This is a genomic window from Mesorhizobium sp. WSM4815 (assembly GCF_055811575.1).
Window position 1 is genome coordinate 143,021 of sequence record NZ_JBVVQS010000096.1, and the last position, 23,944, is coordinate 166,964.

A 23,944-nucleotide genomic window follows, 5' to 3' on the forward strand; every position below is an offset into this window, starting at 1 on the left:
TGTTTCAGTTGGCGCCCTGTCTCAGTTGGCCTTGAGGGCCATTTCGGTTTCGCCGTCGAACAGATGCATCCGCTCCTGGTCGAACTCGAGCCAGATCTGTTCATCGGGCGCGACGGCAATGTTCGGCGGCACGCTGACGTTGACGACGGCGCCGGACAGGAACGCCTGCACGAAGGTGACGTCACCGGTCGGCTCCACCGTGTAGGCCTTGGCCGGAATGGCACCGGGGACCGCGCTGTTGCGCAGCTTGATCGTCGAGTGACGTGCGCCGAGCACGACTTTCCTGGTCGTCGCCCTTGCGACCTTCCGGGCGTTGCGCGGCGAGAGCTCAAAGCTCCAGCCCTCCGCGCTGGTCAACACAGCGTTGCCGTTTGCCGTCGATGCCTGCAGCGGAATAAGGCTCATCGCCGGGCTGCCTATGAAGCTGGCGACGAACATGTTTACGGGATGGGCAAAGACCTGCGCCGGTGAATCGTATTGCTGCAGGTAGCCGCCGTTCATCACCGCCATCTTGTCGGCCATGGTCACGGCTTCGAGCTGGTCGTGCGTCACATAGATGATCGTTGCCTTGAGGTCTTGGTGGAAGCGCTTGATCTCAGACCGCATCTGCACGCGCAGTTTGGCGTCCAGGTTAGAGAGCGGCTCGTCCATCAGGAACACGGCGGGGTCGCGGACAAGCGCACGGCCCAGGGCCACCCGCTGCTGCTGCCCGCCCGAAAGTTCGCGCGGCTTGCGCTCGAGCAGGTGCGTCATGTCGAGCACTCGCGCCGCTTCCTTGACCTTCTTGTCGATCTCGTCCCTGGGCAGTTTGCGCATCTGCAGCGGAAACGCCAGGTTCTTGTAAACCGATTTCTGCGGATAGAGCGCGTAGTTCTGGAACACCATGGCGATGTCCCGGTCCTTGGGGTCGAGGTCGTTGACCACCCGGTCGCCGATGACGATGTCGCCCGATGTCATCGGGATCAGCCCCGCGACGAGATTGAGCGTGGTTGTCTTGCCGCAGCCTGAAGGGCCGACGAGCGCAACGAACTCGCCGTCATTGACCGTCAGCGACACGTCGTTGACAGCCTTGAAGCTGCCATAGGACTTGACGAGATCTTTGAGGACCACGTGGGCCATCGGCAACTCCCTAGTGCTTGACCGCGCCTTCTGTAAGGGCGCGTACGAAGTATCGTTGCAGGACGAGGAACAGCACGACGACGGGCACGCTCATCATGAAGCTGGCCGCCATCAGGCCCGGAAAATCGGTCGTATTTTCCGAGAAGAAGCGCTGGATGCCGACCGGCAGTGTCAACTGGTCGTTCTTGGTAAGGAAGGTGTAGGCGTAGATGTACTCGTTCCACGCACCGATGAACGAATAGATCGCGGTGGCGATGATCCCTGGCGTCGAGAGCGGCATCACAATCAAGATGAAGGCCTGGAACCGCGTTGCCCCATCGATGCGCGCCGCCTGCTCGAGCTGCACCGGAATGTTGTCGTAAAAGCCCTTGAGCAACCAGATCGCCAGCGGCAGGCCGAAGGTGAGATAGGTGAGAATCAGCGAGCCATGCGTGTTCATCAACCCGAGCAGGCGCATCAGGATGAACAGCGGCACGAGAAAGATCACCGCCGGGAACATGTTGCGCAGCAGCACGGCAAAGAACAGGAAGTTCCGGCCGGGGAAACTGAACCGCGAAAACGCATAGGCCGCAGGGACGGCGACGATGACCGAGAGGATTGTCGTGACGGTCGACACGAAAAGGCTGTTCCAGAAGAAGCGGAGGAAGTCCTGGCCGACGCTGTTCTGGGGATCGAGCAGCTTCTCGTAGCTGGCGAGGGTAGGTTCGTCCGGCCACCATTGCGGCGGGAATTGCAACGCCGCGAACCCGGACTTGATCGAGGTGATCAGCATCCAGATCATCGGCACCGCGGTGTAAAGGAGCATGAACGCGAGGAAAATGCGCCCGGTCCACCGCCATCCGTCGACGCGCATCCGGCGACGGCTCAGGGCTCGCGGGGCTGTCTCGGCAGTCGTGCTCATGCGCTCCCCTCTTGCCGCTCGTTACCGCTTAGCGCACGGACGTAGAAGTAGCCGAGCGTCATCAGGGTGAGGAACAGGAGCACCGAATAGGCAGATGCCACGCCCCAGCGCTGCCGCCCGAAGGCGAGCTCATAAATGTGGGTGATCCAGATATGCGATGCGTTGGACGGCCCGCCGCCGGTCATGATCCAGGGGATGATGAAGGAATTGAAGTTGGCCACCGCGAGCAGCAGGATCGTCACCGTCGAGACGTTGCGCAAGTGCGGGAAGGTAACGTGCCAGAAGCGCTGCCAGGCGCTGGCGCCGTCGACCTGCGCGGCGCGCAGCAACTGCTCGGGCACGGTCTGCAGGCCGGCCATCATCATGATCATGGCAAACGGAAACTCGCGCCAGATATTGACGACGATCAGGGAAGGCAGAACCGTGTTGACGCTGTCGATGAAATTCGGCGGTCGGTCGGCCAATCCGAGGCCGACCAGCACAGCGCCGATGATCCCGAAGTCCGAATGATAGATCCACTTCCAGATATAGGAGGCGGCGACCGCGCTGATGACCCAGGGAATGATCAGGATCGCGCGCAGCACACCACGGCCGACAAACTCGCGGTGGAGTGCCAGCGCGGTGGCAAACCCCAGGACAAAGGCAATCAGAGTGGAGCCCAGCGTCCAGATCAGAGTGTTCCAGGTGACTCTCCAGAACACCTCGCTGGTGAGGATGGTCGTGTAGTTGTCGAAGCCGATGAAGCTCTTGTCGCGAAGCTGCAGGCCAGGCGGCGTCTTGAAGAACGACAGCTCGATCGTGTAGTAGATCGGATAGGCGATGACGACCAGCATCACGGCGATCGCAGGGAGCACGTACGCGTAGTCGGCGCGATGCTCCCATATCTCGCGTAGCACGCCGGACCTGCCGGATTGCAATCTTCGGCGAGCCTCGGCCTTGCCGGTCACGATCGTCACTTTGGCGCGCCCTTATTTCTTCTGAACGAACCGGCTGCACTATCGGTGCAGCCGGTCAGGCCTGGACTAAAGCGCGTCGCGTTTGATCGGCCTCACGCGACGCGCTTTAGGTTGCTGTTTTATGCATGTCGTTATCGCAAAACCGCTGCACACTTTTGCGCGACATGCATTAGAGTCCGCCCATCAGGTCTCTTACCTTCCTGGCCGCGTCGTCGGCTGCCTCGTCGACGGTCATCGCTCCGGTCAGGGCATTTTGCAGCATGTCTGGGACGATGATGTTCATGATCTCCGGAGCCTGCGGCAGCGCCGGGAACGGGATGCCGTATGGCAGCATCGAGGTCGTCACGTCGAGGAACTTGATGTTGTCCAGACGTTCCTTCATCCATTTGGTCTTGAAGCCGTTAAGGTTGCCCGGGTTCGAGCCGGCATAGGCCATCTTCAGCGACCATTCAGGGCTCGTCCACATGCAGATGATAGCCTTTGCGGCCGGCTCGTCGACCTTGCCGCCCTCGACATATTCGGGCTTCAGGATGTGAATGTTCGAGCCGCCGAACACGACTGCGCGCTTGCCGTCGGGTCCAGTGGGAATCAGGCCGTAGCGCATGTTGTCGATGACGGTCTGCGCCTTATCCTTGTCGGCGCCCGTCGCCTTCTTCTGCAGGTCGAGCATGACGTCGTAGTCGGACGGATGCGAGATCATCATGCCGAGCTGGCCGGCGAGGAACAGGGGCTGGTTATCGGCCTGCTGGTTGGTGAGTGCGGAAACCGGAACCGACTTGTCGCGAACATACATGTCGTACGAGGCTTGCAGGGCGGCCTTGCTCTGCGGGCTATCGAGCTGGACATCCTCATAGGTCGGGTTCGCAGTGGCTTCGTCGAAGACGCCGCCGCCATGAGCCCACAGCTGCGGCATGAAGCGGTACGGCGTATTGCCGGCATTCTTGCGAGCCACGAGGCCGTAACCGGCAATGCCGAGCTTGTCGTGGATCTGCTTGGAATATTTGACGACGTCGTCCCAGGTTGCCGGAGCCTTGTCCGGATCGAGGCCCGCACGCTTGAAGATGTCGGCGTTCCAGATGAACGCCATCGTCTCGTTGTTGGTTGGAATGCCGTAGGTCACTCCCTCCCAGGTCACGGCCTTCATGGCGCCGGGCCAGAAGTCCTCGGTCGAATACCCGACATCCTCGGGTTTGAGCGGCTCCAGGTAGCCTTTTGAGGCGAACTCGGTACCACCCAGGATTTGCAGGCGGACCGCCATCGGCGCGGCATTGCCGAGGAGCGCCGTGCGGAACTTATCCAGAAGGTCGTTGTAGGTGAGGGCTTGTTCCTCGAGCTGGATGTTCGGATAGGTCTTGCGGAAGGTCTCGAAGAAATCCTTGTAGTACTGGCGCAAAAGGTCGGGGTCGCCCTCGAACACGCCCTGATACCAGAAAGTCAGTCGCCCCTTGTAGTCGAGCGGGGTGACCTTGGCGCAATCGGCCGCGGTGTCAAAATCCTCTGTCCCCGCAATGGAGCGCACATATTCCGGCGACCACTTGCTGAGGTCGACGGGCGCTCCGAGCGCCGATGTGGACATCAGCGATGCCATCAAAGCAGTGGCGACAGTGCCGCGCAGGACCGCACTGCCGAGCGTAATCCTCGTCATAGGTATCCTCCCTGGTTCTCCATGCCGCCCTGCCGAGGCAAAGCGGTCTAGCTCGTTCGACCGCGGGACGCCTTTCTGTTCTATGTATCCCTTCGATCATTTTGTACGTTTTCAGATCATGGATTGCCTGTCAACGCGCTGGATCGTACATTGTTTGTGAAAACCGTGTGTGATATCGGGCAGGGTATGTGTTGATCAGGGGAGCCGGTCTTGGCCGAAATAGATGACTTTAAAGCCATGCCGCCGGTGGAGACTGACCCCATGGCCTCCAGCGAGGGCGCCTCGCTTTATGAACTGATCAGGGAAGACATCATCGAGGGACGGCTCGCCGCCAACGAACGGCTTGTGGTCACCGATCTCGCCCGGCGTCACGGCACCTCGACCAACCCGGTGCGCGAGGCCCTGCAGCTCTTGCGCGGGGAGGGCTTTGTCACCTTTCTCCCCAACCGCGGGGCGCGCGTGCGACCCATAGATCAGGATTTTGTCCGGGATATCTATGAAATCGGTGTTCTGATCGAGCCGGCCCTGACGCGATGGTTTGTGAACATGGCGACCGGCGAGGACATCGCCGAACTCGAACGTCTCCAGGGGCTGATTGAAGAGAACAACTTTGCCGACACATTCAGGCACAGCGAACTGGATACCGCTTTCCACACCGTGATGTACCAGCGGCACTACAACCGCCATGCCGCTGAACTTTGGTGGAAGCATCGCGAAGTGCTGCGAGCCGTGAGCCGGCGTTTCAATTTCACGCTGGCGCGTCGTGCCGCGATCATTCGCGAGCACCGCGAACTCATCGCGCACGTGAAAGCGGGAGAAGCCGACAAGGCGGCCGAACTCGTTTCCCGCCATGTCGAGGGTTCCGGCCGGCATATCCTCGAACAGATGCGTGCGCGCAACGCCGCTCGGGCCGGATAGGAACGAAGGTCCAGTCTCGAACACCGTTAGCGTGACCATTTCAGATAAGGAATTGAGATGAAAATCACGAGCATTCGGCCGTGGCTGATCAAGTCCGATGCTTCTTATTGGGGAGAGTTCCTGTTCGTCGAAGTGACGACCAGCGAGGGGGTGAGTGGCTGGGGAGAGATCACCACCACGACAAGGCTCGCCAATCGCGCTCTCTGCACGATCCTGCGGCAGATCGGCGTCGCCGTGACAGGCGAGGATCCAGCGCGCATCGAGCATCTGTGGCACAAGATCTTTCGCAGCTTCACCTATATGGGCAGCCGCGGCGCCGCTGTCGAATGCGTGAGCGCCATCGATATTGCCCTTTGGGATATACGCGGCAAAGTCCTCGGCAAGCCGATTTACGAGCTGCTGGGCGGACCGGTACGCGACGAAATCGCGCTCTACACCCATCCCAACCAGGCCAAATTCACCAGCAAGGAGGCTGTGGTCCGCGAAATTCTCGACATCGTCGAGTCCGGACACACTGCGCTCAAGTTCGATCCTTTCCCCCACCAGGGCCGCAGCGCCGATGGCCTGTCCCGCGAACAGCGGGATGGCTACCTCGATGGCAGCATGACCCGCAAGGACGAGCGCGAAGCCGCCGAACTCACGGCGCTGATCCGCGAAACGGCGGGGCCTGACGTCGACGTTCTCATCGATGCGCATGGCCGCTTCGACGTTCCCACCGCCATTCGCCTCTGTCGGAGTCTTGAGGAAGCCGGCCAGATCGACTGGTTCGAGGAGCCTTGCCCGCCCGAGAGCCTGAACGCTCTCAAGCAGGTGCGTGAAAAAGTCAGTGCTGCCATCTCGTGGGGCGAGCGCGGCCACACGAAGTGGGATTTCGTGCCGGTACTCGAGAACAAGCTCGCTGACTACATCATGCCTGATATCACCTGGACCGGCGGCATTACCGAACTCAAGAAGATTTCTGCCCTATGCGAAGCCTACTACATCCCGGTCTCGCCGCATGACGCCGCGGGACCGATCAACGTGGTTGCGGGAGCGCAGGTGATGATGACCGTTCCTAACTTCTACAGGCTCGAAACGTCGGAGTGGAACCTGGGCAAATACGATCACCTCATCGACAGACCGCTCGACGTCTCGAACGGCAGCCTCAAGCTGACGTCTAGGCCTGGTCTCGGTATTGAGATGGACCGTGACTACCTGCAGGCCCACGAGATTGAGCTGGGCTAGCAACGCTCCATGCCGGCATGCGGGCGACGACCAGCCCCACCCACCAGAACGAGGATAAGTCATGGCAAAGATGGGTGGCGCCGACGAGGCGCTCAATCGGGTGAACGCAAACTCCAAGCCATCCCAGCTTCGCATCACCGACATGCGGGTAGCCGAAATCGTCGGCGCGCCGTTCACCTCGACCCTGCTCAAGATTTACACCAACCAGGGCATCGTCGGACTTGGCGAGGTGCGCGACGGCGCCAGCGCCACCTATGCGCTGATGCTGAAGAGCCGGCTGCTTGGCGAGAATCCCTGCAACATCGATCGCCTGTTTCGCCGGATCAAGCAGTTCGGCGGGCACGGCCGGCAAGGCGGCGGCGTCTCGGCGGTCGAAATCGCGTTGTGGGATCTCGCCGGCAAGGCCTATGGCGTGCCCATCTACCAGATGCTCGGCGGCCGCTTTCGCGAGAAGGTGCGCCTCTATTGCGATACCGACGCCACCGTGCCGGCCGAGACCGGCAACCGCCTCAAGCAGCGCATGGCGCTCGGCTTCACGTTCCTCAAGATGGATCTGGGATTGATGCAGATCGCCGATGTCCCCGGTGCGGTCGTGTCTCCTGCCGGCTCTCTTGATGGGTATCGCGTCCAGCCCGGCCGCGGCCAGGTCAAGTCCCTTGAAGAGCGGCGCGCCCGCAACGCCGCCTACGATTTGCACAACGTCCCCCACCCGTTTACCGGCCTCCACTTTTCCGACAAGGGCCTCGACTTGCTTGAGCAGTATATTGCCGAGGTTCGCGAGGTTATCGGCATGGATATTCCGCTCGCCATCGACCACGTCGGCCACATCTCGCTGCAGAACGGTATTCGCCTCGCCAGGCGGATTGAAAAATATGTGCCGGCCTGGCTCGAGGATGTGATCCCATGGCAGTACACCGAGCAGTACCGACAACTGCAGGACGCCACCCCGGTGCCGATCTGCACCGGCGAGGACATTTATCTCAAGGAGGGCTTCGAGCCTCTGCTCAAGAGCGGCGGCCTCTCCATTATCCACCCGGACCTGCTCACCAGCGGGGGCATCCTCGAGACCAAGAAGATCGGCGACATGGCGCAGGACCACGGCGTCGCAATGGCCATCCATATGGCGGAAAGTCCGATCGCGGCAATGGCCGCGGCACATGTCGCGACTGCGACCGAAAACTTCATGGCGCTCGAATACCACTCTGCCGATGTCGACTGGTGGGACGATATCGTCACCGGCGTTGCCAAGCCGCTCGTGAAGGACGGCTTTATCACCGTTCCCGACAAGCCGGGCCTGGGGATTGACGACGTCGTCGACGAGGTGATCTCGCAGCATCTGCAGCCGGGTGTCACCGGCATCTGGCAGCCCACGGATCACTGGGACAACGAGTATTCCTGGGATCGCACCTGGAGCTGAGGCGGAAAAGAGCCGAAGATGAAGATCACCGACCTCCGTTGCGCTGTTATCGGCAAGCACCCCATCGTTCGCATCGTCACCGACGGGGGCCTCCATGGCCTGGGCGAGGTCGAGTACACCAAGCCCTACCTCAAGCCGTGGGTCCTGCATTTTCGCGAGGCGCTGATCGGCGAGGACCCGACCGACGTCGAACGGGTGATGTTGAAGATCCGCCAACGCGGCTCTTTCAAGCCCTATGGCGCAGCGGTAAGCGCTATCGAGCATGCGCTGTGGGACATTGCCGGCAAGGCCGCAGGCGTGCCGGCCTACAAACTGCTCGGCGGCAAGGTGCGCGACAAGGTGCGCGTCTACAACGGCTCGATCCGCAGGAAACGCACGGGCGACCGGCCACAGGATTACGCCGCTGACGTCAAATGGATGATGGAGCAGCCGCAGAACTTCTTCATGATCAAGCAGGGAATCTCGTTCCACTCCAACATGAAGGACACCATCGACGGTTTCCATTACGGCGTGACGCAGAAGCAGGCCGGCTATCACGGTGCCATGGATCAAGGCGTGATCAGCGAGCGCGGTTTCAATCACATGCTCGACTGCGTGATCGCGATGAAGGAAGTGCTGGGCGACAAGGTGAGCCTGGCGCTCGACTGCGGCCCGGGCTGGATGCTGCCCGACGCGATCAAATTCGCTCGCGCGGTTGAGAAGTACAATTTGATGTGGCTGGAGGACATGCTTACTGGCGACTATGTGCCGTGGGTCAATCCGCAGGCCTATCGGGAGCTGACAACCTCCACCTCGACGCCAATCCATACCGGCGAGCAGATTTACCTGCGGCACAATTTCAAGGAACTGATCGAGACGCAGGCGGTGCGCGTCATCGGCCCCGATCCTGCCGATATCGGCGGCATTGCCGAGCTCAAATGGGTCGCCGAGCACGCCCATATGCACTCGATCCTGATGGCGCCGCACGGCACGGCGAACGGCCTGCTTGGCCTCGGCGCGTTGATCAATGTCTGCGCCACCTTGCCCGCCAACTACATCGCCTTCGAATATCCGAGCGCCTCCGATCCCTGGTGGGAGGACCTCGTAATCGGCCTGCCGTCGCAGATCGTGACGGACAGCATGGTGGATCTGCTGGAAGCGCCGGGGCTTGGCCTCGATATCGACGCCGAAGCAGCCCGAAAGTATCTCAGGGAAGAGGATGCGGGCTTCTTCGACTGAACCATCCCTTTTTGCCAAGCGCGTGCGCAGGATTGCGATGATCGTTCATTTAATTGACGGCACATACGAACTGTTCCGCCACTTCTATGGCCAACGCCGCTTCAACAATGGCCAAGACAAGCCGTTTGGCGCCGTCGTCGGCGTGCTGAACACAGTGCTGGAGATGATCGAGAACGGCGCCACACATGTTGGGGTGGCCACCGATCATGTAATCGAATCGTTCAGAAATCAGCTCTGGCCCGGCTACAAGACCGGGGATGGCATCGAGCCGGCATTGCTCGCGCAATTCCACCCCCTCGAGGACGCCCTGGCGGCGATGGGAGTGGCGGTCTGGCCGATGATCGAGCTGGAAGCCGACGACGCGCTGGCATCCGCGGCACACAGCGCGGCTGCCGATGAGGGCGTGCAGAAGGTGTGCATCTGGACGCCGGACAAGGATCTCGCGCAGTGTGTGCGCGGTGACCATGTGGTCCAGGTAGACCGCAGGACCCAGAAAATTCGCGATGCCGCCGGCGTGCGCGAGAAGTTCGGAGTTGAGCCGGCCTTGATCCCAGATTTCCTCGCGCTCGTGGGTGATGCCGCCGATGGCTACCCGGGTCTCGAAGGCATCGGCCTGGTCTCGGCCGCCCGGCTGCTTGGCCGCTACGGCCCGCTTGAAAGCTTTCCGCAGGAAATCCTCGGCAAGCGGAGAGAGATCGCGCTTTTGTTCAAAAATCTCGCGACGCTGCGCACCGACGCTCGGCTTTTCGATAATATCGAGGAACTTCGCTGGCACGGCCCGACCAAAGCGTTCGAGAGGTGCGTGATCCAGCTGAATGACGCCCGGCTCCTCACCCGTGCGCTCAACGCTTGGCGTTGCTGACCGCGGGAGGCGAGGTCAAGCGTTGTTCGGCGCGAAACCAACGCTTTGCCGTCCTACAAGAAATCGCGCATGAGATGCTGCCGCCAGGACCGATCGCCGCGTCCGACGAGCGAGTCGAGATAGGCCGTCCGGTTCGCCAGCGGAAGATCGGGCCGAACGGGCGAGACGAGTTGCGCCAGGCGCGCGATGCGCTCGGCTGTGCTCGGATGGGTCCGGAACCAGTGCAGCCACCGTGCCCCGCGCGAGTCGAAACGCTCCCAATCATCTCCCTGTATGGCTTCGATCCGTCGCAGAGCAAGGGCCAATGCCTGCGGATCGCCGAGCGACGCGCGGAAGCGCTCGCAGTTTCGTTGCCATCCAGGGCCAGGGCAATCGCGTTTGGATTCTTGCGAAGGGGGACCCCCACCCTAACCCTCCCCACAAGGGGGAGGGAACACTGCCGCGCGCCCTTAACTCCCCTTTGGGCGCCGAAAGGCAGGCAATTTGCCGAGGTCAGCGCCAGCGGAAGTCTCCCTCCCCCTGTGGGGAGGGGTTAGGGGTGGGGGTACATCGTAGAGCGAAAGCCTCGGATTCCCAGCTGCGAGAGCCCTTGCATCCAGGGCGGGATGGCTGCTTCTGCCAATAATATAGGAGCCGGCCTATTCTGGATCACTCGGTCAGGGCCTTGAGAATCGGCGTGGAGCATAGGATCAGAATGAACGCGATAACCGACCAAAGCATCACAGCGTCCCAGTTGCGATAATCCCGGCGCATTTCCCTGACAACGCAAATACCCCGCACAGAATCTCGCGCTCACAGCCACATCCTCCGAAGTGGACTCCGTTACCGGTTGAGTAGCCACAGAACAAAACAGAGAACGATGCTGATCAAGATCCCGGTGCCGATCGGAGCATAAAACGTGAAGTTCTCACGTTCGATGACGATATCGCCAGGCAGTCTGCCCAGACCGATCCGCGACAACCAGGGCCACAACAGGCCTGTGCCGACTATGATCAAACCAATGATAATCAGGGTTCGCGACATCTCGTTGCGCTCAATTTCGGCTGCTTCTTTCTCGTTCACCTTCGCCGTTCCGTTGTCGACGTCTTAGGGCGCTGGATGGCCACGGTCACGGCCCAACGCGCAAGAGCGGCAACGCCATGCCGGGTCGGCGCTTGGGCATTTTCTGGAACTCACGAGCTTGGCCCAGGTTCCAGACGGCCCACAGGCGCGTGAGAAACTCGTCGCCGCGCGGTCAGCCGCCGCTATTTTTGGCCTGCGCGCCCTCGGGTCCGGCCCAGGGTCAGGCATGCTTTTGCGCGGTGCGTTAGATCTTCAGGTGCTGAAGAACGCGGGCCGCCGTGCCCGCCGTCACATCTCCGGCATCGTCGATCTGGCCGAGCTTCAGCACCGCCCAGCTGTCCGCGATGCCGAGGGCGAAGGGCAGGTTCTGCTCGACGATCAGGATCGTCGTGCCGTTCGTCCGGCGCTCCTCCCTGAGTGCCGCGGCGATGCGTTCGACGACTGAGGGCTGCAGGCCCTCGGAAATCTCGTCGATCAGCAACAGCTTCGGCTGCAGCATCAGCGCGCGGCCGAGAATGAGCATCTTCTGCTCGCCGCCGGACAGCGTTCCGGCGCGTTGCGACAGGCGCTCCCTGAGGAACGGAAAATGTCCAAAAACCCGTTCCACGGCTTGCGCAAAATCGCGATCCGAGCGCAAGGCGAGGCGCAGATTGTCGCGCACGCTGAGATCCTGGAACAGCGCCTGCTCCTGCGGTGCGTAGCCGACGCCGGACGCGATCAGCGAAGCCTGCGAGACGCCTGAAATGGACGCGCCATCGAGGCGGATGTCGCCCGAACGCAGCGCCACGAAGCCGAGGATGGTTTTCAGCACGGTGGTCTTGCCCATGCCGTTCTTGCCCATCAGCGCGAAGATCTGTCCGGGCGCGATCGCCAGCGACAGCGCCTCGATGATGGCAACCGGCCCGTAGCCGCTCGACACATTCGACAGCGACAGTTTTGGCGCGAAGGTTTTGGCCTCTGCCTGCCTTGCCTCAAGCATGGGCGCCTCCCGAATAGATCGTCCTCACCACTTCGGAATTGACGACTTGATCGACGCTGCCGTCGAGCACCAGCTTGCCCTGGTGGAGAACGACGATCCTGGTCGAGATGTCGCGGACGAAATCGAGATCGTGCTCGACCAGGATGGCGGCGAAGCCGAGCTCGCCGGTCAGCTTCTGCAGCGTCGCGCCGATGGTGGTGCGTTCGACCTTGGTCAGCCCGGCCGTCGGCTCGTCGAGCAGGATGAGTTTTGGCTCGAGCGCAACGACCATGGCGAGCTCGAGACTCTGCTTCTGGCCATGCGACAGCAGCGACACCGGCCGGCCGAGCATGCGGTCGAGCCCGGTGGAGCGCAGAATGTCGGCGGCGGCCGCCGGCAATCCAAGCGTGGCGGAGCGGCGCAGCAGGCTCGGCGCCTTGCGCGAGGCGCGTGCCATGCGCAGGCAGTCGGCGACGGTCAGGCTGTCGAAGACGCTCGCCACCTGGAACTTGCGTCCGACCCCGAGGGCGACGATTTCATTCGGCGTCATGCCGCTGATGTCCTGGCCGGCGATGGTGACGGTTCCGGTCGTGGCTTCGGTTCCGTCGGTCAGGCAGCGCATCAGCGTCGTCTTGCCTGCGCCATTCGGACCGACGAGGCTGACCAGTTCGCCGGGGCGAACGTCGAGGTCGATCCCTTGCAGCACCTGCAGGCTGCCGAAGGATTTGCCGAGGCCGCTGACGGCGAGCACGCGGTCGCCGGCCTCCAAGCCGTTGCCGCTCGGCTCGGCGACGAGGGCAGGGCACCCAGGTTGGCTGGTCTGCTCTCCATTGCGGCGCGGCAGGACCATTCTGGCCAGTTGCGCCAGCCCGTTCGGCAGAAGGATGATCATCACGATGAACAGCGCCCCGACGACCAGGTTCCACAGGAAGGGCAGGTCGCCGGAAAGCTGGGCGCTGAGGTAATCGATGCCGATCGCGCCCATCACCGGCCCGATGATCGTGCCGCGGCCGCCCAGCGCCGTCCAGATGACGATCTCGGTGCCGAAGACGAAGCCGGTATTTTCCGGCGCCACCACGCCCGAGGCGTTGGCATAGAGAAAGCCGGCAATGCCGGCGACGCCGGCAAGGATCGTTGTCAGCACGATCTTCAGCCGCTGCGGATCGAGGCCGAGATAGGCGCAGCGCGCTTCATTGTCGCGAATGGCGACGAGCAGCTTGCCGGCATCCGAGCGGGTGAAGACCAGGGCGACGAGCGTGGTGACGATGAGGCAGATGCCGGTCAGCCGGAAATAGCCCGGCAAGCCGAGCGGCAGGCCGGAATAGCCGACCAGCCCGCTGCTCGATCCGGTCCACACGCCACCCGAAAACACCAGCTGCGTGACTACGATCGGCCCGACCAGCGAAATCACCGTCGCATAGAGCGGCGTCGAGCCGTGGCCGAATGACAACCAGCCAACGAAGGCACCGAGCAGCACCGGCACGATGATCGCCAATGCAAGCGCCAGGACCATCAGCGCCGGGGAGGCGCCGAGATGGCTGAGCACCATGGCGCTGGCATAGGCGCCGGTGCCGAAGAACGCAGCCTGGCCGAAGGTCAGGATGCCAGTGTAGCCCCACAGGATGTCGACGGTCACCGCCAGCATGGCGTAGATCATCGAGCGGGTCAGCACATTGAGCGTAAAGCGGTCGAACAGCGCCGGGCCGATGATGACGACGACCGCCGTTGCAAGCGCCAGCGCGGCAAACAGCCAGACCCTTGGCGGGGTGGAACGGCTCTCAGGCACGGGCAAATCCCTTCGGGCTGATGCGCAGCACCAGGGCGCAGAGGACCGCCACCGTGATGCCGCCGAAAATGGGGCTGACGAAAGTGCTGACCAGAACCTGGGCGCCACCGAAGACCAGGCAGGCGATGGCCAGCGTCGAGAAGGACGAGCCGGCGACCATGACCAGCATGAACGAGCCGATCAGCCAGGCGACTCCCATGTTCGGGTCGACGCTGGTCAGCGGCGTCAACAGCACGCCGGCCAGCGCGGCGAGCCCGGTGCCGATCATGAAGGTGGCGAGGCGCACGCGCGCGGTGTCGATGCCGAGCGCGCGCGCCAGCATCTCGTTCATGATCACCGCCTGCGCCGACAGGCCGAGCCGCGTGCCTTCGAGAAGGAAAGTGAAGGCGAGCCCGATCACCAGCGCGGCGGCGACCGCAAACAACCGATAGAGCGAATAGCCGACGCCAAACACATCGACGGTGCCCGACAAGAGATTGGGGGTGAATTGCACGTCGCGCCCGAACCACAGCGTGATCAACTGACCGATGACGATGCCCAGGCCCCAAGTCGCCAGGATGGCGTCGAGCGGGCGGCGATAGAGCGGCCGCACAATGACCAATTCGGTGATGCCGCCAAGGACTGCGCCGACGGCAAAGGCGATCGGCAGCGCCAGCCAGGGGTTTAGTCCAAGCCCGGCCGTTGCCACTGCGCAATAGGCGCCGATCGTCAGCCAGGCGCCGTGCGCGAAATTGATGATCTTCAGCACCCCGAAAATCGCCAGCAGGCCGGCGGCGACGATGAACAGGATCGCCGCCGTCGTCACCATGTCCAGGAGAAGCATCATGGCAAGTCCCCGATCATGTGGAAGGGGTGGCGGACAATCGCCACCCCGTAACGATTGCCGGCGCGACTACAGGTTCGGGCACTGTTCGCCAGGGTCGACGCCCTCGAAAGTGTCGACCACCGTGACCGAGCCATCCGGCTTTACCTGGCCGAGATACATGGTCAGCGGAGCATGGTGCTGCCTGCTCATCGAGACCGTGCCGCGCGGGCCGACAAAGGATACTTCGGGCAGGGCTGCGAGCACAGCGGCGGTGTCGGTCGACCCGGCTTTCTCGACTGCGGCCTTGTAGAGATAGATGCCTTCATATTCCGGCACCGAAAGGTCGTTCGGCGTGCGAAGTTCGGCGCCGAATTTCTTCTGCATGGCGGCAAGGAAGCTCTTGTTGGCGGCGCTGTCGATGCTGGTGACATAGGAAGCGGAAATGAAGATTCCGGCCGCGTCTGCGCCCATGCTCCTGGCGGTGCCTTCATCGACGGCCAGGTTGCCGTAGGGGATGGTGACACCGGCACCGCGCAACTGCTTGGTCAAGGTGACATTGGGCGCGCCGCCCGCCGTCGAGGTGATCACGGCATCGGCGCCAGAGCCCTTCAGATTGGAGATGATCGCCGTCCAGTCGCTGCCTTCCATCGGCAGGTATTCCTCGCCGACGATGCTGGCGCCCGCCTTCTCGATGTAAGCCTTGGCGAACTCCAGCATGCCGCGGCCGAAAGCATAGTCCGAGCCGATCAGGAAGAATTTCCTGGCGCCTTGCGACTTGATGAAATTGTCGACGATCGGCGGGACCTGCTGCTCGGGCACCCAGGCGTTGACGAACAAATTGGCGTTGCAGGATTTGCCCTCGTAGAACGAGGTGTAGATATAGGGGATATCGCCCTTCGAGATGATCGGCAGGCCGGCATTGCGCGCCGCGCTCGTCTCCATGGTGATGACGGCGTTGACCTCCTTCTGGAAGACCAGCGCATCGAAGGCCTTCTGCGCGCCGGCTGCACCGGAGGCGTCGTCGGCGATCTCCAGCGCAAGCTGCCGCCCCAGCACACCGCCAGCTTCGTTGATCTCAGCGACCGCCAGTTCGGCCGACTGGACGACCGAGGGCGCGACGACGCTGTTGGCGCCCGACAGTCCCACCGGGATGCCGATCTTGATTGGCCCGTCCTCGGCGAAGGCGGTGGTCGCCGCGGCGACGCCGGCCAAGGCGGCGCTAGCGATCGCAAGGATCACTGTTCTGTTTGTCATGGTATTCCCCTTTCTCAGTGTTGATCGTACCGGTTCGTGCCGGCTTCTTCCTGGTTATCCGTAGACGTCGGTTCGGCGGTCGCCGATAGCGTCGTTGCGCTCGCTCAGCGCCCGGCTGCTGGCGACGTCGCCGAGCCTGATCGTGGCGATGAGAATTTCCTCGTCCTGCTCGCTGGCCGGGCCGGCGATCGGCCAGCCGGTCGGCCCGACGATCAGGCTCCGGCCGACAAACGGCTGGCCGCGCTCGGTGCCGACGCGGTCGGCGCAGGCGATGTAGATGCCGTTGCTGTGGGCGGCCGCCTTGTGCAGGATGTTGGCCATCGGCTCGAGGTGATGGCCCTGGCCGGGCATCGGCACCCAGTTGGTGGGAACGCAGACCAGCTCTGCACCCTGCAGCGCCAGCTGCCGGTAGGTCTCGGGGAACCAGCCATCGTAGCAAATCGCCACGCCGATCCTGCCGATCGCCGTATCGAACACCGGCAGGCCGAGATTGCCCGGCTGGAAATAGAGCTTCTCCCGGTTCCACAGATGCAGCTTGCGGTAGGTGCCGATAGGGCCGGACGGCCCGCACAGCATGGCTGCGTTGAAGAACCGGTCGCCATCGCGCTCGGCAAGGCCGCTGACGATGTGCATTCCGAGTTCATAGGCCAGCGAGCATAGCAGCACGGCACTGCGTCCGGCAGGGATGGGGGCGGCGATTGCGGCTAACTCTTCCTGGCTGTCGAAGACATAGCCGCTGTCGGCGAGTTCCGGCAGCACCACTACCGTTGCGCCGAGCCCGGCGGCCTGGCGGATCAGCCGCTCCATCGACTTGAGATTATCGTCCAACCGGCCGACGGCCGGCTGGAACTGGATGCAGGCCAGACGGAGGTCCGCGGAAGCTTGCTCAGATATTGCCAAGTCCAGTCTCCAAACGCAAAAAACCCCTGGCGCGGACATCATCCGCGAGCCAAGGGCTACATAGCCATCAATGTGAAACGGCACTCCTGCCGATGAGCAAACCTGCTCGTGCTTTAAGAAGTTGCACAGCCGGGAGGCCGCGTCAAGGGCCAAAGAGTCCGGCAGTCTGCCGCGCAAGGAAGTGGCTGTTTAGAGGAATAAAATCAGGTGGTTGTAAGAACTTTCTGATGCGACAATCTTGTCGGGCTGTCGGCTGTCCGGCTATTTCTGATTGCCTGGCGTGGAAATCCCGAAGCCGAAAGTCCGCATCGCCTCCTGCGCGGCGAGGATGCCTTCGGCCACCGAAACCAGGGCCACCCGCTTCGATGTCGCCTGGTCGCGGATCAGCTTGTAGGCGGTTTCCTCGTCGACGCCGTTCATCTCGACCAGCACCTTGACCGCCTTCTCGATCGTCCGGCGTCCCTTCAGCGTATCCTCCAGCTTACGCACCTTGTTGGCCAGCCGCCCTTCGTAGCCGTAGCGGTAGCGGGCCAGTGCAAACTGCGTCAGCACGCCTAACTGCCTGAGCGGCTTGGTGATGACGCCATGGGCGTTGAGGTCGATGATCGCCTTGATCGAGGTCGGGCTTTCATAGGTGACGATGGCGACCACGGCGGCGTTGGCGCTCTCGATGAGCGACACCATCGCGTCGGTCGGCGCCTCGCCGACCTGAACGAACACCGTGTCGATGTCGGCCGGGATCGAGGCCGGCGGCGGCCACGCTGCCCTGACTTCGCAGCCAAGGCGCCTGAGGTGGTCGACGAGGGCGGCGCCATCCTCGTCCTTCGGGTGCACGACGAGGATCTCCGCCTGCCGGAGATCGCTAAGGATGCGTTTGAGCGTCGCCGTCATCTAGAGCCACGGCTCTTCGAAATGGGTCGCAGCAAGATAGGGGTCTGGCCGGATCGCGACCTGCGACTGCCAGGCGATGTCGAACTGCCCGGTGGCGTTGGCGATGCCGATGCGTGGCGTCGACCAGACGTGGCGGTTTTCCTGGTCGAACATCATCCTGCCCTCCGGCGACGCATAGTCGACCTCAAGCGCCGCCTGGCCGAGGCGGTACGTGTCGAGGGTTCCGGCCTTTTCCAGCGCGCGGGCGAACAGGTGAACCTGCGTATACGCCGTCTGCGACCACATGGTCGCCGTCGTGCGGTCGCCGAAGCGGCGAGCGAGCTCACCGACGAAGCGCTGGTTCTCGCCGCTGTCGACGCTCGCCAGATAGGGGGCGGCCAGCACATGCCCGGTGCAGTGCTCGGCGCCGATCACGCGAATCTCGCCTTCGGCGAGGGTCAGGCTGGCGATCGGCCGCCGTGTCCGGTCGATGCCGGCTTCGGCATAGAGCCTGTAGAGGATCTGTGCGCTGCGGCCGATGACGGTCGAGAAGACGGCGTTCGGCGCGGCCTTCTCGACGTCGGCCATCAGCCGGCGCATGCGGCGTTCATCGGCGTCGAGCGGCACATACTGTTCCTCGACGATGGTGCCGCCCTTGCATTCCAGGAGGTCGCGCATCACCCGGTTGGATTCATGCGGATAGATGTAGTCGGACCCGGCCATGAAGACGCGCGGTCCGTAACGCTGCAGGATGAAGTCGGCCAGTGCGAAGGTATTCTGGTTGAGGGTGGCGCCGGTGTAGAGGACGTTTTCCGAATATTCGAAGCCTTCGTAGATCGACGGGTACCAGAGCAGGCCGTTGTAGCGCTCGACGATCGGCAGCACCGCCTTGCGGCTGCCCGACATCGAGCAGCCGAAGATGACGTTGACATCGTCCTCGGTCAGAAGCTTGCGGGCCAGCGAGCGGAACGCCTCGGGGTCGCTGCCAGGATCGTAGGCGATCGGCTCGATCTGCCGCCCCAGCACGCCGCCGCCGGCATTGATCTCCTCGATGGCGAGAGCGGTTCCATAGAAATGCTCGCTTTCGGTGACCGAGGTGATGCCGCTGCGCGAAAAAAGGATGCCGACGCGCCATGTCCCGGCTGGTTCTCTCACGGCAATCCTCCCTGGCCTTTTCCGGCAAAGGCCTATTGCACGCGAGGCGTCATGGCAATCGCCATCGGGGCTGGCATGATCACCGAGTTAACCACATTCGAAGAAGGCGAAAGGCGGTTGGGTCTGTCACCGATCCGTCTCGCGTAACATGTTACTGTTGGAAATGGGGGCATCCGCAGCACGTCCAGCGCAAAGGCAAGGAAGAGACAGGATGCCGACCTTAAGCAATGGCAGTGAACTCATCGTATGGAACGAACCAGAGAATCCCAATCCGAGTCCTGACTCGGTCCTTTTCAGCATTACGGAAATAGACGGCGACGTAATCGGACCGATAGGCGCAAAGCCGGATTTTCCTTTCGGTGGGGTCGAACTGGCTTCGGTCGATGTCTTCGATGGCTTCTTCACCATCACCAGCTTCACCCACGAGGGCAGGACCGAAACCTGGACGACGGTGGAAACGCAGGTCTTCGACAACGAAGGCAATTTTCTCCGCACCGTGTCCGACCAAGCGGCCTTCCAGTCGGTCCGGATCGTCTCGATCAGCGCCGACAGCCCCGACGACCTCACGGTGACATGGATCGGGGCGAACGAATATTTCGGCGGCGAAAACACCCAATACGGTCAGCACCAGATCATCTTGAAAGGGGGCGTGCTTCAGTCCGACACCTTCGTTAATCATTCGCCCACCGTTGCCGACCTGGACTTGTCGATTTCGCAGGCGCAATCTCTCGACGACGTCAAGTTCAGCGCGACAGATGCCGACTACGATCTCTTGAACTTTATCGTCTTGGACGGGCCGGACAGCGGCACCCTGGAGCAGGAGACGCGTTTCGACGGTAACTACTACCCGTTTCACCAGGGTCATTATGGCACTAGCCTGCACTATCATGCGGATTTTCTGAGCGGAAACCTGTTCGACTACACTCCGCAGGCCGGCTTCATCGGCACCGACAGCTTTACGGTTTACGCTACGGACGGCCAGGGCAACAGCAATGTGGCGACGGTTACGATCACCGTCACTCCGCCGGCCGAATCCATTACCCTGACCGACGCCAAAAACATCGCGAGCTACGCAAGCCATGATCATGCCGTGCTCGTCGCCGCGCTGGGCGGGGACGACCGCATCAGCGGCACCCCGTTCAACGATACGCTCGACGGCGGTGCCGGCCATGACCAGCTGTTCGGCGGCGCGGGCGCGGACGACATCGTTGGAGGCGCGGGCACCGATTGGCTGAAGGGCGGCGCTGGCGATGACGAGATCAGCGGTGGTGAGGGCGCAGACGGCGTCCGCGGTGACACCGGCGACGACGTCCTCGACGGCGGCGCCGGCTCCGACGACATGCGCGGTGGTGCTGGCGACGACATCCTCAATGGCGGCGCCGGCCGCGACCGGCTGGCCGGCGAGGAGGGCAGGGATGTCTTCGTGTTCGACGCACTTGGGCCGGCGAACTACGACAGGATAGAAGACTTCAATGCGCTCGACGATGTGTTCTGGCTGGACAGCTCCGCATTCGTCGGGCTGTCGGCCGGCTCGCTTTCCGCTGCGGTTTTCGTCGTCGGCAAGCACGCCATCGATGACAACGACCACATCATTTACGACCGGGAGACCGGCGATCTGCTATTCGATGCGGACGGGGCAGGTGGAGCGGCGACTGTCAAGTTTGCCGCCCTGGACCCGAGCACATTCCTCACAGTGAACGACTTCTTCGTGTTGTAGCCGCGGATGGTGGGGCGCAGCTACATAGACCGGGCGTGATCGCCCATGCGCAGGATTTCCCTCCCCATTGAGCAGTAAGGGGCATCAGCGCTCATCGGAGCCCTTCACGACCCGACTGGCTGGTGTCTGCAACGATGAGGCATGATTTCGACCGACGCGGCTATCTTTTCATCCGCATTGAAAAACCCTGCATTTGACGGATGCAGTGGTGCCGCGCGGCAATCCGTCGTCGTGAGCCAGCCGATGCTATTGTGCCAGTTTCGCGGCACTGCGGGTGGCTATATCATCCAAGACAGCATGAAGAAGCGTTCCGACTTCCTGTTCGGCCAGCGCGGGTGCAATTCCTGATTCGGATAGTTGAACGAGAATTGCCTTGGCGGTGTTGCGCCAGAAGGCGTTCGCGTCCTCCCCGTTCTTGGACTCCAGGACCAGGGCGATCCCTTGGACCAATTTCCGCCGCCGATGCAGCGGAAATGCGCTTATGTTCGAATCGCACATCGATCACCTCACCTCTTCAGTCGCGCGAATAAGCATTGGCGGGTTAGAAAATTTGGTTAACAGCGCTCTTTTTGAGAGTAGTCAGCCATGGAACAAAGCGTCCGCTGGGCTCGATGGTCGGTGCTGCGAATAGCGGCTGGACGCAGCGGCATGGCGAGTTCGAGTCCCTGTTGAAGTATTACGGCCTGGGCCTGACGGCGCAGGAGTCCGGCATGAGTGCCACCATGCGGCTCAGCTGGCGGCCGATCGACGCCTGAGGCTTACTGGATCGGCGTCTCGCCGCGAAACAGCGGCTGGTGCACCCGCATCAAGGCGGCAATCCGGTCGGCGACTTTTCGCACCGGCGGCGAGTGACGTTCCTCGTGATGGGTGACGATCCATTGGTCTGTCTCGAGTTCGGGGATAGGCTGAGCGACGCGAACCAGCCGCGGATCGCTGTCACCGACGAAGCACGGAAAGATCGAAAGGCCGGCGCCGGCGGCCACCAGTTCGCGCACCGAATGGGTGTTGTTGCCGCGCACGGCGATGCGGTCGCCGTGATGGGCTTGCAGCCAGCGCGCCGAGGCAATGTTTGCCGCTTCGCCGGTGACGCCGACGAACAACCCGGCGGCGATGCCGTTGATCATGCGGCGTCCGGAATAAATGGCGTAGGCGACCTTGCCGCTCTGACGGCCGGCCAGCCACTGCTCGGTCGGTCGCTCACCGCGGATGCCGATGTCGGCGGCACGGCGGCCGATGTCGACACGGTCGGTGGTGGTGACGAGCTCCACCCTTATGCCGTCACCGACCGTCCAGATCTCGCCGATATGGGCGGAAACGAAGGCTGAGGTCCATGGCCCGGCCGAGACGCGGACAATGCGGTCGGGCAGGTTTCCCTCGCGCCAGCGGGTCAGCGACTGCATTGCTGCCTCGACGTCTTCGGCGCGCCGCAGCAGTTCTTCACCGACCGGGGTCAGCCGGTAGCCTGTCTGCTGGCGCACGAACAGCGGTTCGCCGATCTGCTTTTCGAGCGCAGTGACGCGTCGTCCAAGGGTGGCTGCGCTGAGGCGCGTGGGTCCCGTCGCTGCGCTCAAGCCACCCAGCCGCGCAACGTCGAGAAACAACCTCAGATCGTCCCAGTCGATATCCATTTTGCAGAAATGAAAAACTCCTTGCGACCTTGGCTGTAGCGCGAAGCGGGCATCACGCGCAAGTATGCAGGCATTGAAGGCGTTGGACAATCCTGCCTGGAGCGACAGTGACAAGCGCCTCGGCTGGCCAAGAAGTCAGCGAATTCTTTCGATCGCGCATGCGCTTCGCGCAGATGCTTTGCGTTTTCGACCAACCCAGGCGCGCGGGCTTTCTGTGCGCCAAAGGAGACGATCATGTTGTATAGACTTCGACACCGTTTCGCCCGCTGGCTTGCCTATCGCCAGACGCTTGCGAGCTTGAGGCAGGCCCCAGACAGCACACTGGCGGATGCTGGCATTTCTCGCGAAGAGATCCGCGAGCAGGCCCGCCACGCCAGCCTGCGTCGTTGAGGAGGCGGGTATGCAGATGATGGAGGCCTGGGATGGCCGCTCGGTACCGCATCGGGATCGGTGCGGGTGGCGCCGCGCGCTGGCGTGACACCGCGACCATCTATGGCGAGGCCCAATCGACCGATATTGGCCCAGGATTCCACCGTGCCTGAAGAAATCAACGTGCATTGATCAGGTCAGCACCGGGTGGCCGTTGCGAGAGCTCAGCGATCAGATGGTCGGCAACGACCCGAACGGAGGGAAGCTGCCCGCGACGATGCGGCATCAGCAGAGTGGTCGCCACGCCGCGCGCTGTCCAGTCCGGTAAGATGCGGACAAGCGCGCCGGATTCAATCAGCGGCGCACAGAAGCTACTCGCCAGGCAAGCCACCCCGAGCCCCGCCCTGGCGGCTTCCCGCAGGGAGACGGTTTCGTTGGCGAAATAGCGCGGCGATGGCTCGATCTCGGCAACGGCGCCTTCCCCATCATGAAGCGTCCAGACCCTGTCCGACGATGCCATGAGCCCGTCGAGCCCATTCGCTTCCTCGGGTCGAGAAGGCATGCCCTTCTCCCTGATGTAATCGGCCGAGGCGACGAGCCAGGCGGGGTCGTAATCGATGCGACGTTGCACGAGATCGGTATCCGGCAACGGAGCGAAGTGGTTGCGGATCGCGATGTCGAAGCCCTCCTGCACGATGTCCACGAACCTGTCGGAGACGTCGAGCATGATGCGGACCTTCGGATAGCTCGCAGCGAGACGCGGAAGCAGTGGCGCCAAACGGAATTGAGCGATCGGCAGCGATGCCGTGATCCGCACGGTTCCGTTTGGTTCTGCAAGACGACCCTTGATGACATGCTCCGCCGCCTCCGCTTCGATCAACATGGCGGCGGCATGGCGATGAAAATCTCGGCCGACCTCGGTCACGGCGAAGCTGCGCGAGGTCCGCTGGACCAGACGCACGCCAATTGCCTTTTCCAGCTCGGAGAGCCGTTTGCTGAGCGTGGACTTGGGGATGCCCAGGGCGCGCCCGGCCGCAGCGAAACCGCCGTGATCCACCACCTGAACGAAAACGAGGAGGTCGTTGAGATTCAGCATCTGGAACTCTCATCGTTCCTAAATGTGGACGATAGGTCTACTGATAGCCCACTACTGCTTCTGCGTCCAATATCGCATTTCTTT

At 62.5% G+C, this 23,944-nt stretch carries 24 protein-coding genes; 9 read left to right on the forward strand and 15 right to left on the reverse strand.

The window, feature by feature from the left end; all coding sequences use genetic code 11:
* Positions 1–21: 21 nt before the first annotated feature.
* The 4 genes from AC0L2B_RS19065 to AC0L2B_RS19080 form a co-directional block, all read right to left on the reverse strand.
* On the reverse strand, positions 22–1,119 hold the full coding sequence (locus AC0L2B_RS19065) for an ABC transporter ATP-binding protein (protein WP_473746428.1): 1,098 nt from the start codon (positions 1,117–1,119) through the stop codon (positions 22–24).
* Positions 1,120–1,129: 10 nt separating this feature from the next.
* Positions 1,130–2,020, reverse strand: coding sequence for a carbohydrate ABC transporter permease (locus tag AC0L2B_RS19070; RefSeq protein ID WP_023797625.1), 891 nt, complete (start codon positions 2,018–2,020; stop codon positions 1,130–1,132).
* Complete coding sequence (locus tag AC0L2B_RS19075; RefSeq protein WP_128180950.1) at positions 2,017–2,976, reverse strand: carbohydrate ABC transporter permease; 960 nt, start codon at positions 2,974–2,976, stop codon at positions 2,017–2,019. Before AC0L2B_RS19075 ends, AC0L2B_RS19070 begins: the two co-directional genes overlap by 4 nt.
* Before the next feature lie 169 nt (positions 2,977–3,145).
* Positions 3,146–4,621, reverse strand: coding sequence for an ABC transporter substrate-binding protein (locus AC0L2B_RS19080; protein WP_027151243.1), 1,476 nt, complete (start codon positions 4,619–4,621; stop codon positions 3,146–3,148).
* Positions 4,622–4,831: 210 nt separating this feature from the next.
* On the opposite strand from AC0L2B_RS19080, the gene AC0L2B_RS19085 reads away from it, so the two are divergent.
* The 5 genes from AC0L2B_RS19085 (at position 4,832) to AC0L2B_RS19105 (ending at position 10,260) form a co-directional block, all read left to right on the forward strand.
* A complete protein-coding gene (locus tag AC0L2B_RS19085; protein WP_027151244.1) occupies positions 4,832–5,539 on the forward strand; it encodes a GntR family transcriptional regulator in 708 nt (235 codons plus the stop codon).
* 57 nt (positions 5,540–5,596) lie between these two features.
* Positions 5,597–6,763 (forward strand): mandelate racemase/muconate lactonizing enzyme family protein, encoded by a 1,167-nt coding sequence (locus AC0L2B_RS19090; RefSeq protein WP_473746429.1) that lies wholly within the window; start codon positions 5,597–5,599, stop codon positions 6,761–6,763.
* Between the two features lie 61 nt (positions 6,764–6,824).
* Positions 6,825–8,180, forward strand: a complete 1,356-nt coding sequence (locus AC0L2B_RS19095; protein WP_473746430.1) for a mandelate racemase/muconate lactonizing enzyme family protein — start codon at positions 6,825–6,827, stop codon at positions 8,178–8,180.
* Between the two features lie 18 nt (positions 8,181–8,198).
* Positions 8,199–9,398, forward strand: a complete 1,200-nt coding sequence (locus AC0L2B_RS19100; RefSeq protein WP_473746431.1) for a mandelate racemase/muconate lactonizing enzyme family protein — start codon at positions 8,199–8,201, stop codon at positions 9,396–9,398.
* Positions 9,379–10,260 (forward strand): 5'-3' exonuclease, encoded by an 882-nt coding sequence (locus AC0L2B_RS19105; RefSeq protein WP_473746432.1) that lies wholly within the window; start codon positions 9,379–9,381, stop codon positions 10,258–10,260. The genes AC0L2B_RS19100 and AC0L2B_RS19105 overlap by 20 nt, the downstream gene beginning before the upstream one ends.
* 822 nt (positions 10,261–11,082) lie before the next feature.
* Here AC0L2B_RS19105 and AC0L2B_RS19110 read toward each other — a convergent pair.
* The 8 genes from AC0L2B_RS19110 to AC0L2B_RS19145 all read right to left on the reverse strand — a co-directional run bounded on the left by AC0L2B_RS19110 (position 11,083) and on the right by AC0L2B_RS19145 (position 19,056).
* Positions 11,083–11,322: a DUF2905 domain-containing protein gene (locus tag AC0L2B_RS19110; RefSeq protein ID WP_473746433.1), complete on the reverse strand. Its 240-nt coding sequence runs from the start codon at positions 11,320–11,322 to the stop codon at positions 11,083–11,085.
* A gap of 244 nt (positions 11,323–11,566) precedes the next feature.
* On the reverse strand, positions 11,567–12,301 hold the full coding sequence (locus AC0L2B_RS19115; RefSeq protein WP_473746434.1) for an ABC transporter ATP-binding protein: 735 nt from the start codon (positions 12,299–12,301) through the stop codon (positions 11,567–11,569).
* Complete coding sequence (locus tag AC0L2B_RS19120; RefSeq protein ID WP_473746435.1) at positions 12,294–14,072, reverse strand: branched-chain amino acid ABC transporter ATP-binding protein/permease; 1,779 nt, start codon at positions 14,070–14,072, stop codon at positions 12,294–12,296. The genes AC0L2B_RS19115 and AC0L2B_RS19120 overlap by 8 nt, the downstream gene beginning before the upstream one ends.
* Positions 14,059–14,892 (reverse strand): branched-chain amino acid ABC transporter permease, encoded by an 834-nt coding sequence (locus AC0L2B_RS19125; protein ID WP_027151250.1) that lies wholly within the window; start codon positions 14,890–14,892, stop codon positions 14,059–14,061. Before AC0L2B_RS19125 ends, AC0L2B_RS19120 begins: the two co-directional genes overlap by 14 nt.
* Before the next feature lie 66 nt (positions 14,893–14,958).
* Positions 14,959–16,125, reverse strand: a complete 1,167-nt coding sequence (locus AC0L2B_RS19130; RefSeq protein ID WP_473746436.1) for a substrate-binding protein — start codon at positions 16,123–16,125, stop codon at positions 14,959–14,961.
* 54 nt (positions 16,126–16,179) lie between these two features.
* Entirely contained in the window at positions 16,180–17,025 is an 846-nt protein-coding gene (locus AC0L2B_RS19135) for a nitrilase family protein (RefSeq protein WP_473746437.1), read from the reverse strand.
* A 261-nt stretch (positions 17,026–17,286) separates the two neighbouring features.
* Positions 17,287–17,916, reverse strand: coding sequence for an ANTAR domain-containing response regulator (locus tag AC0L2B_RS19140; protein ID WP_473746438.1), 630 nt, complete (start codon positions 17,914–17,916; stop codon positions 17,287–17,289).
* Entirely contained in the window at positions 17,917–19,056 is a 1,140-nt protein-coding gene (locus AC0L2B_RS19145; RefSeq protein ID WP_473746505.1) for a transporter substrate-binding domain-containing protein, read from the reverse strand.
* Between the two features lie 205 nt (positions 19,057–19,261).
* On the opposite strand from AC0L2B_RS19145, the gene AC0L2B_RS19150 reads away from it, so the two are divergent.
* Both AC0L2B_RS19150 and AC0L2B_RS19155 read left to right on the forward strand, forming a co-directional pair.
* Positions 19,262–20,767 (forward strand): Ig-like domain-containing protein, encoded by a 1,506-nt coding sequence (locus AC0L2B_RS19150; protein ID WP_473746439.1) that lies wholly within the window; start codon positions 19,262–19,264, stop codon positions 20,765–20,767.
* A 141-nt stretch (positions 20,768–20,908) separates the two neighbouring features.
* Positions 20,909–21,115 carry a hypothetical protein gene (locus AC0L2B_RS19155; RefSeq protein ID WP_473746514.1) on the forward strand — a complete coding sequence of 69 codons (207 nt, stop codon included), beginning with the start codon at positions 20,909–20,911 and terminating at the stop codon, positions 21,113–21,115.
* Here AC0L2B_RS19155 and AC0L2B_RS19160 read toward each other — a convergent pair.
* Positions 21,014–21,265: a DUF6074 family protein gene (locus tag AC0L2B_RS19160; protein WP_473746440.1), complete on the reverse strand. Its 252-nt coding sequence runs from the start codon at positions 21,263–21,265 to the stop codon at positions 21,014–21,016. The two genes, AC0L2B_RS19155 and AC0L2B_RS19160, sit on opposite strands and share 102 nt — an antisense overlap.
* A 71-nt stretch (positions 21,266–21,336) precedes the next feature.
* On the opposite strand from AC0L2B_RS19160, the gene AC0L2B_RS19165 reads away from it, so the two are divergent.
* Positions 21,337–21,522 (forward strand): hypothetical protein, encoded by a 186-nt coding sequence (locus AC0L2B_RS19165; RefSeq protein WP_473746441.1) that lies wholly within the window; start codon positions 21,337–21,339, stop codon positions 21,520–21,522.
* Between the two features lie 3 nt (positions 21,523–21,525).
* On the opposite strand, the gene AC0L2B_RS19170 is transcribed toward AC0L2B_RS19165, so the two are convergent.
* Positions 21,526–22,395 (reverse strand): LysR family transcriptional regulator, encoded by an 870-nt coding sequence (locus AC0L2B_RS19170; RefSeq protein ID WP_473746442.1) that lies wholly within the window; start codon positions 22,393–22,395, stop codon positions 21,526–21,528.
* 234 nt (positions 22,396–22,629) lie between these two features.
* On the opposite strand from AC0L2B_RS19170, the gene AC0L2B_RS19175 reads away from it, so the two are divergent.
* On the forward strand, positions 22,630–22,785 hold the full coding sequence (locus tag AC0L2B_RS19175; protein ID WP_287249857.1) for a YjiS-like domain-containing protein: 156 nt from the start codon (positions 22,630–22,632) through the stop codon (positions 22,783–22,785).
* A 157-nt stretch (positions 22,786–22,942) separates the two neighbouring features.
* Here AC0L2B_RS19175 and AC0L2B_RS19180 read toward each other — a convergent pair whose 3' ends face one another.
* A complete protein-coding gene (locus AC0L2B_RS19180) occupies positions 22,943–23,860 on the reverse strand; it encodes a LysR substrate-binding domain-containing protein (RefSeq protein ID WP_473490848.1) in 918 nt (305 codons plus the stop codon).
* Between the last annotated feature and the right edge of the window lie 84 nt (positions 23,861–23,944).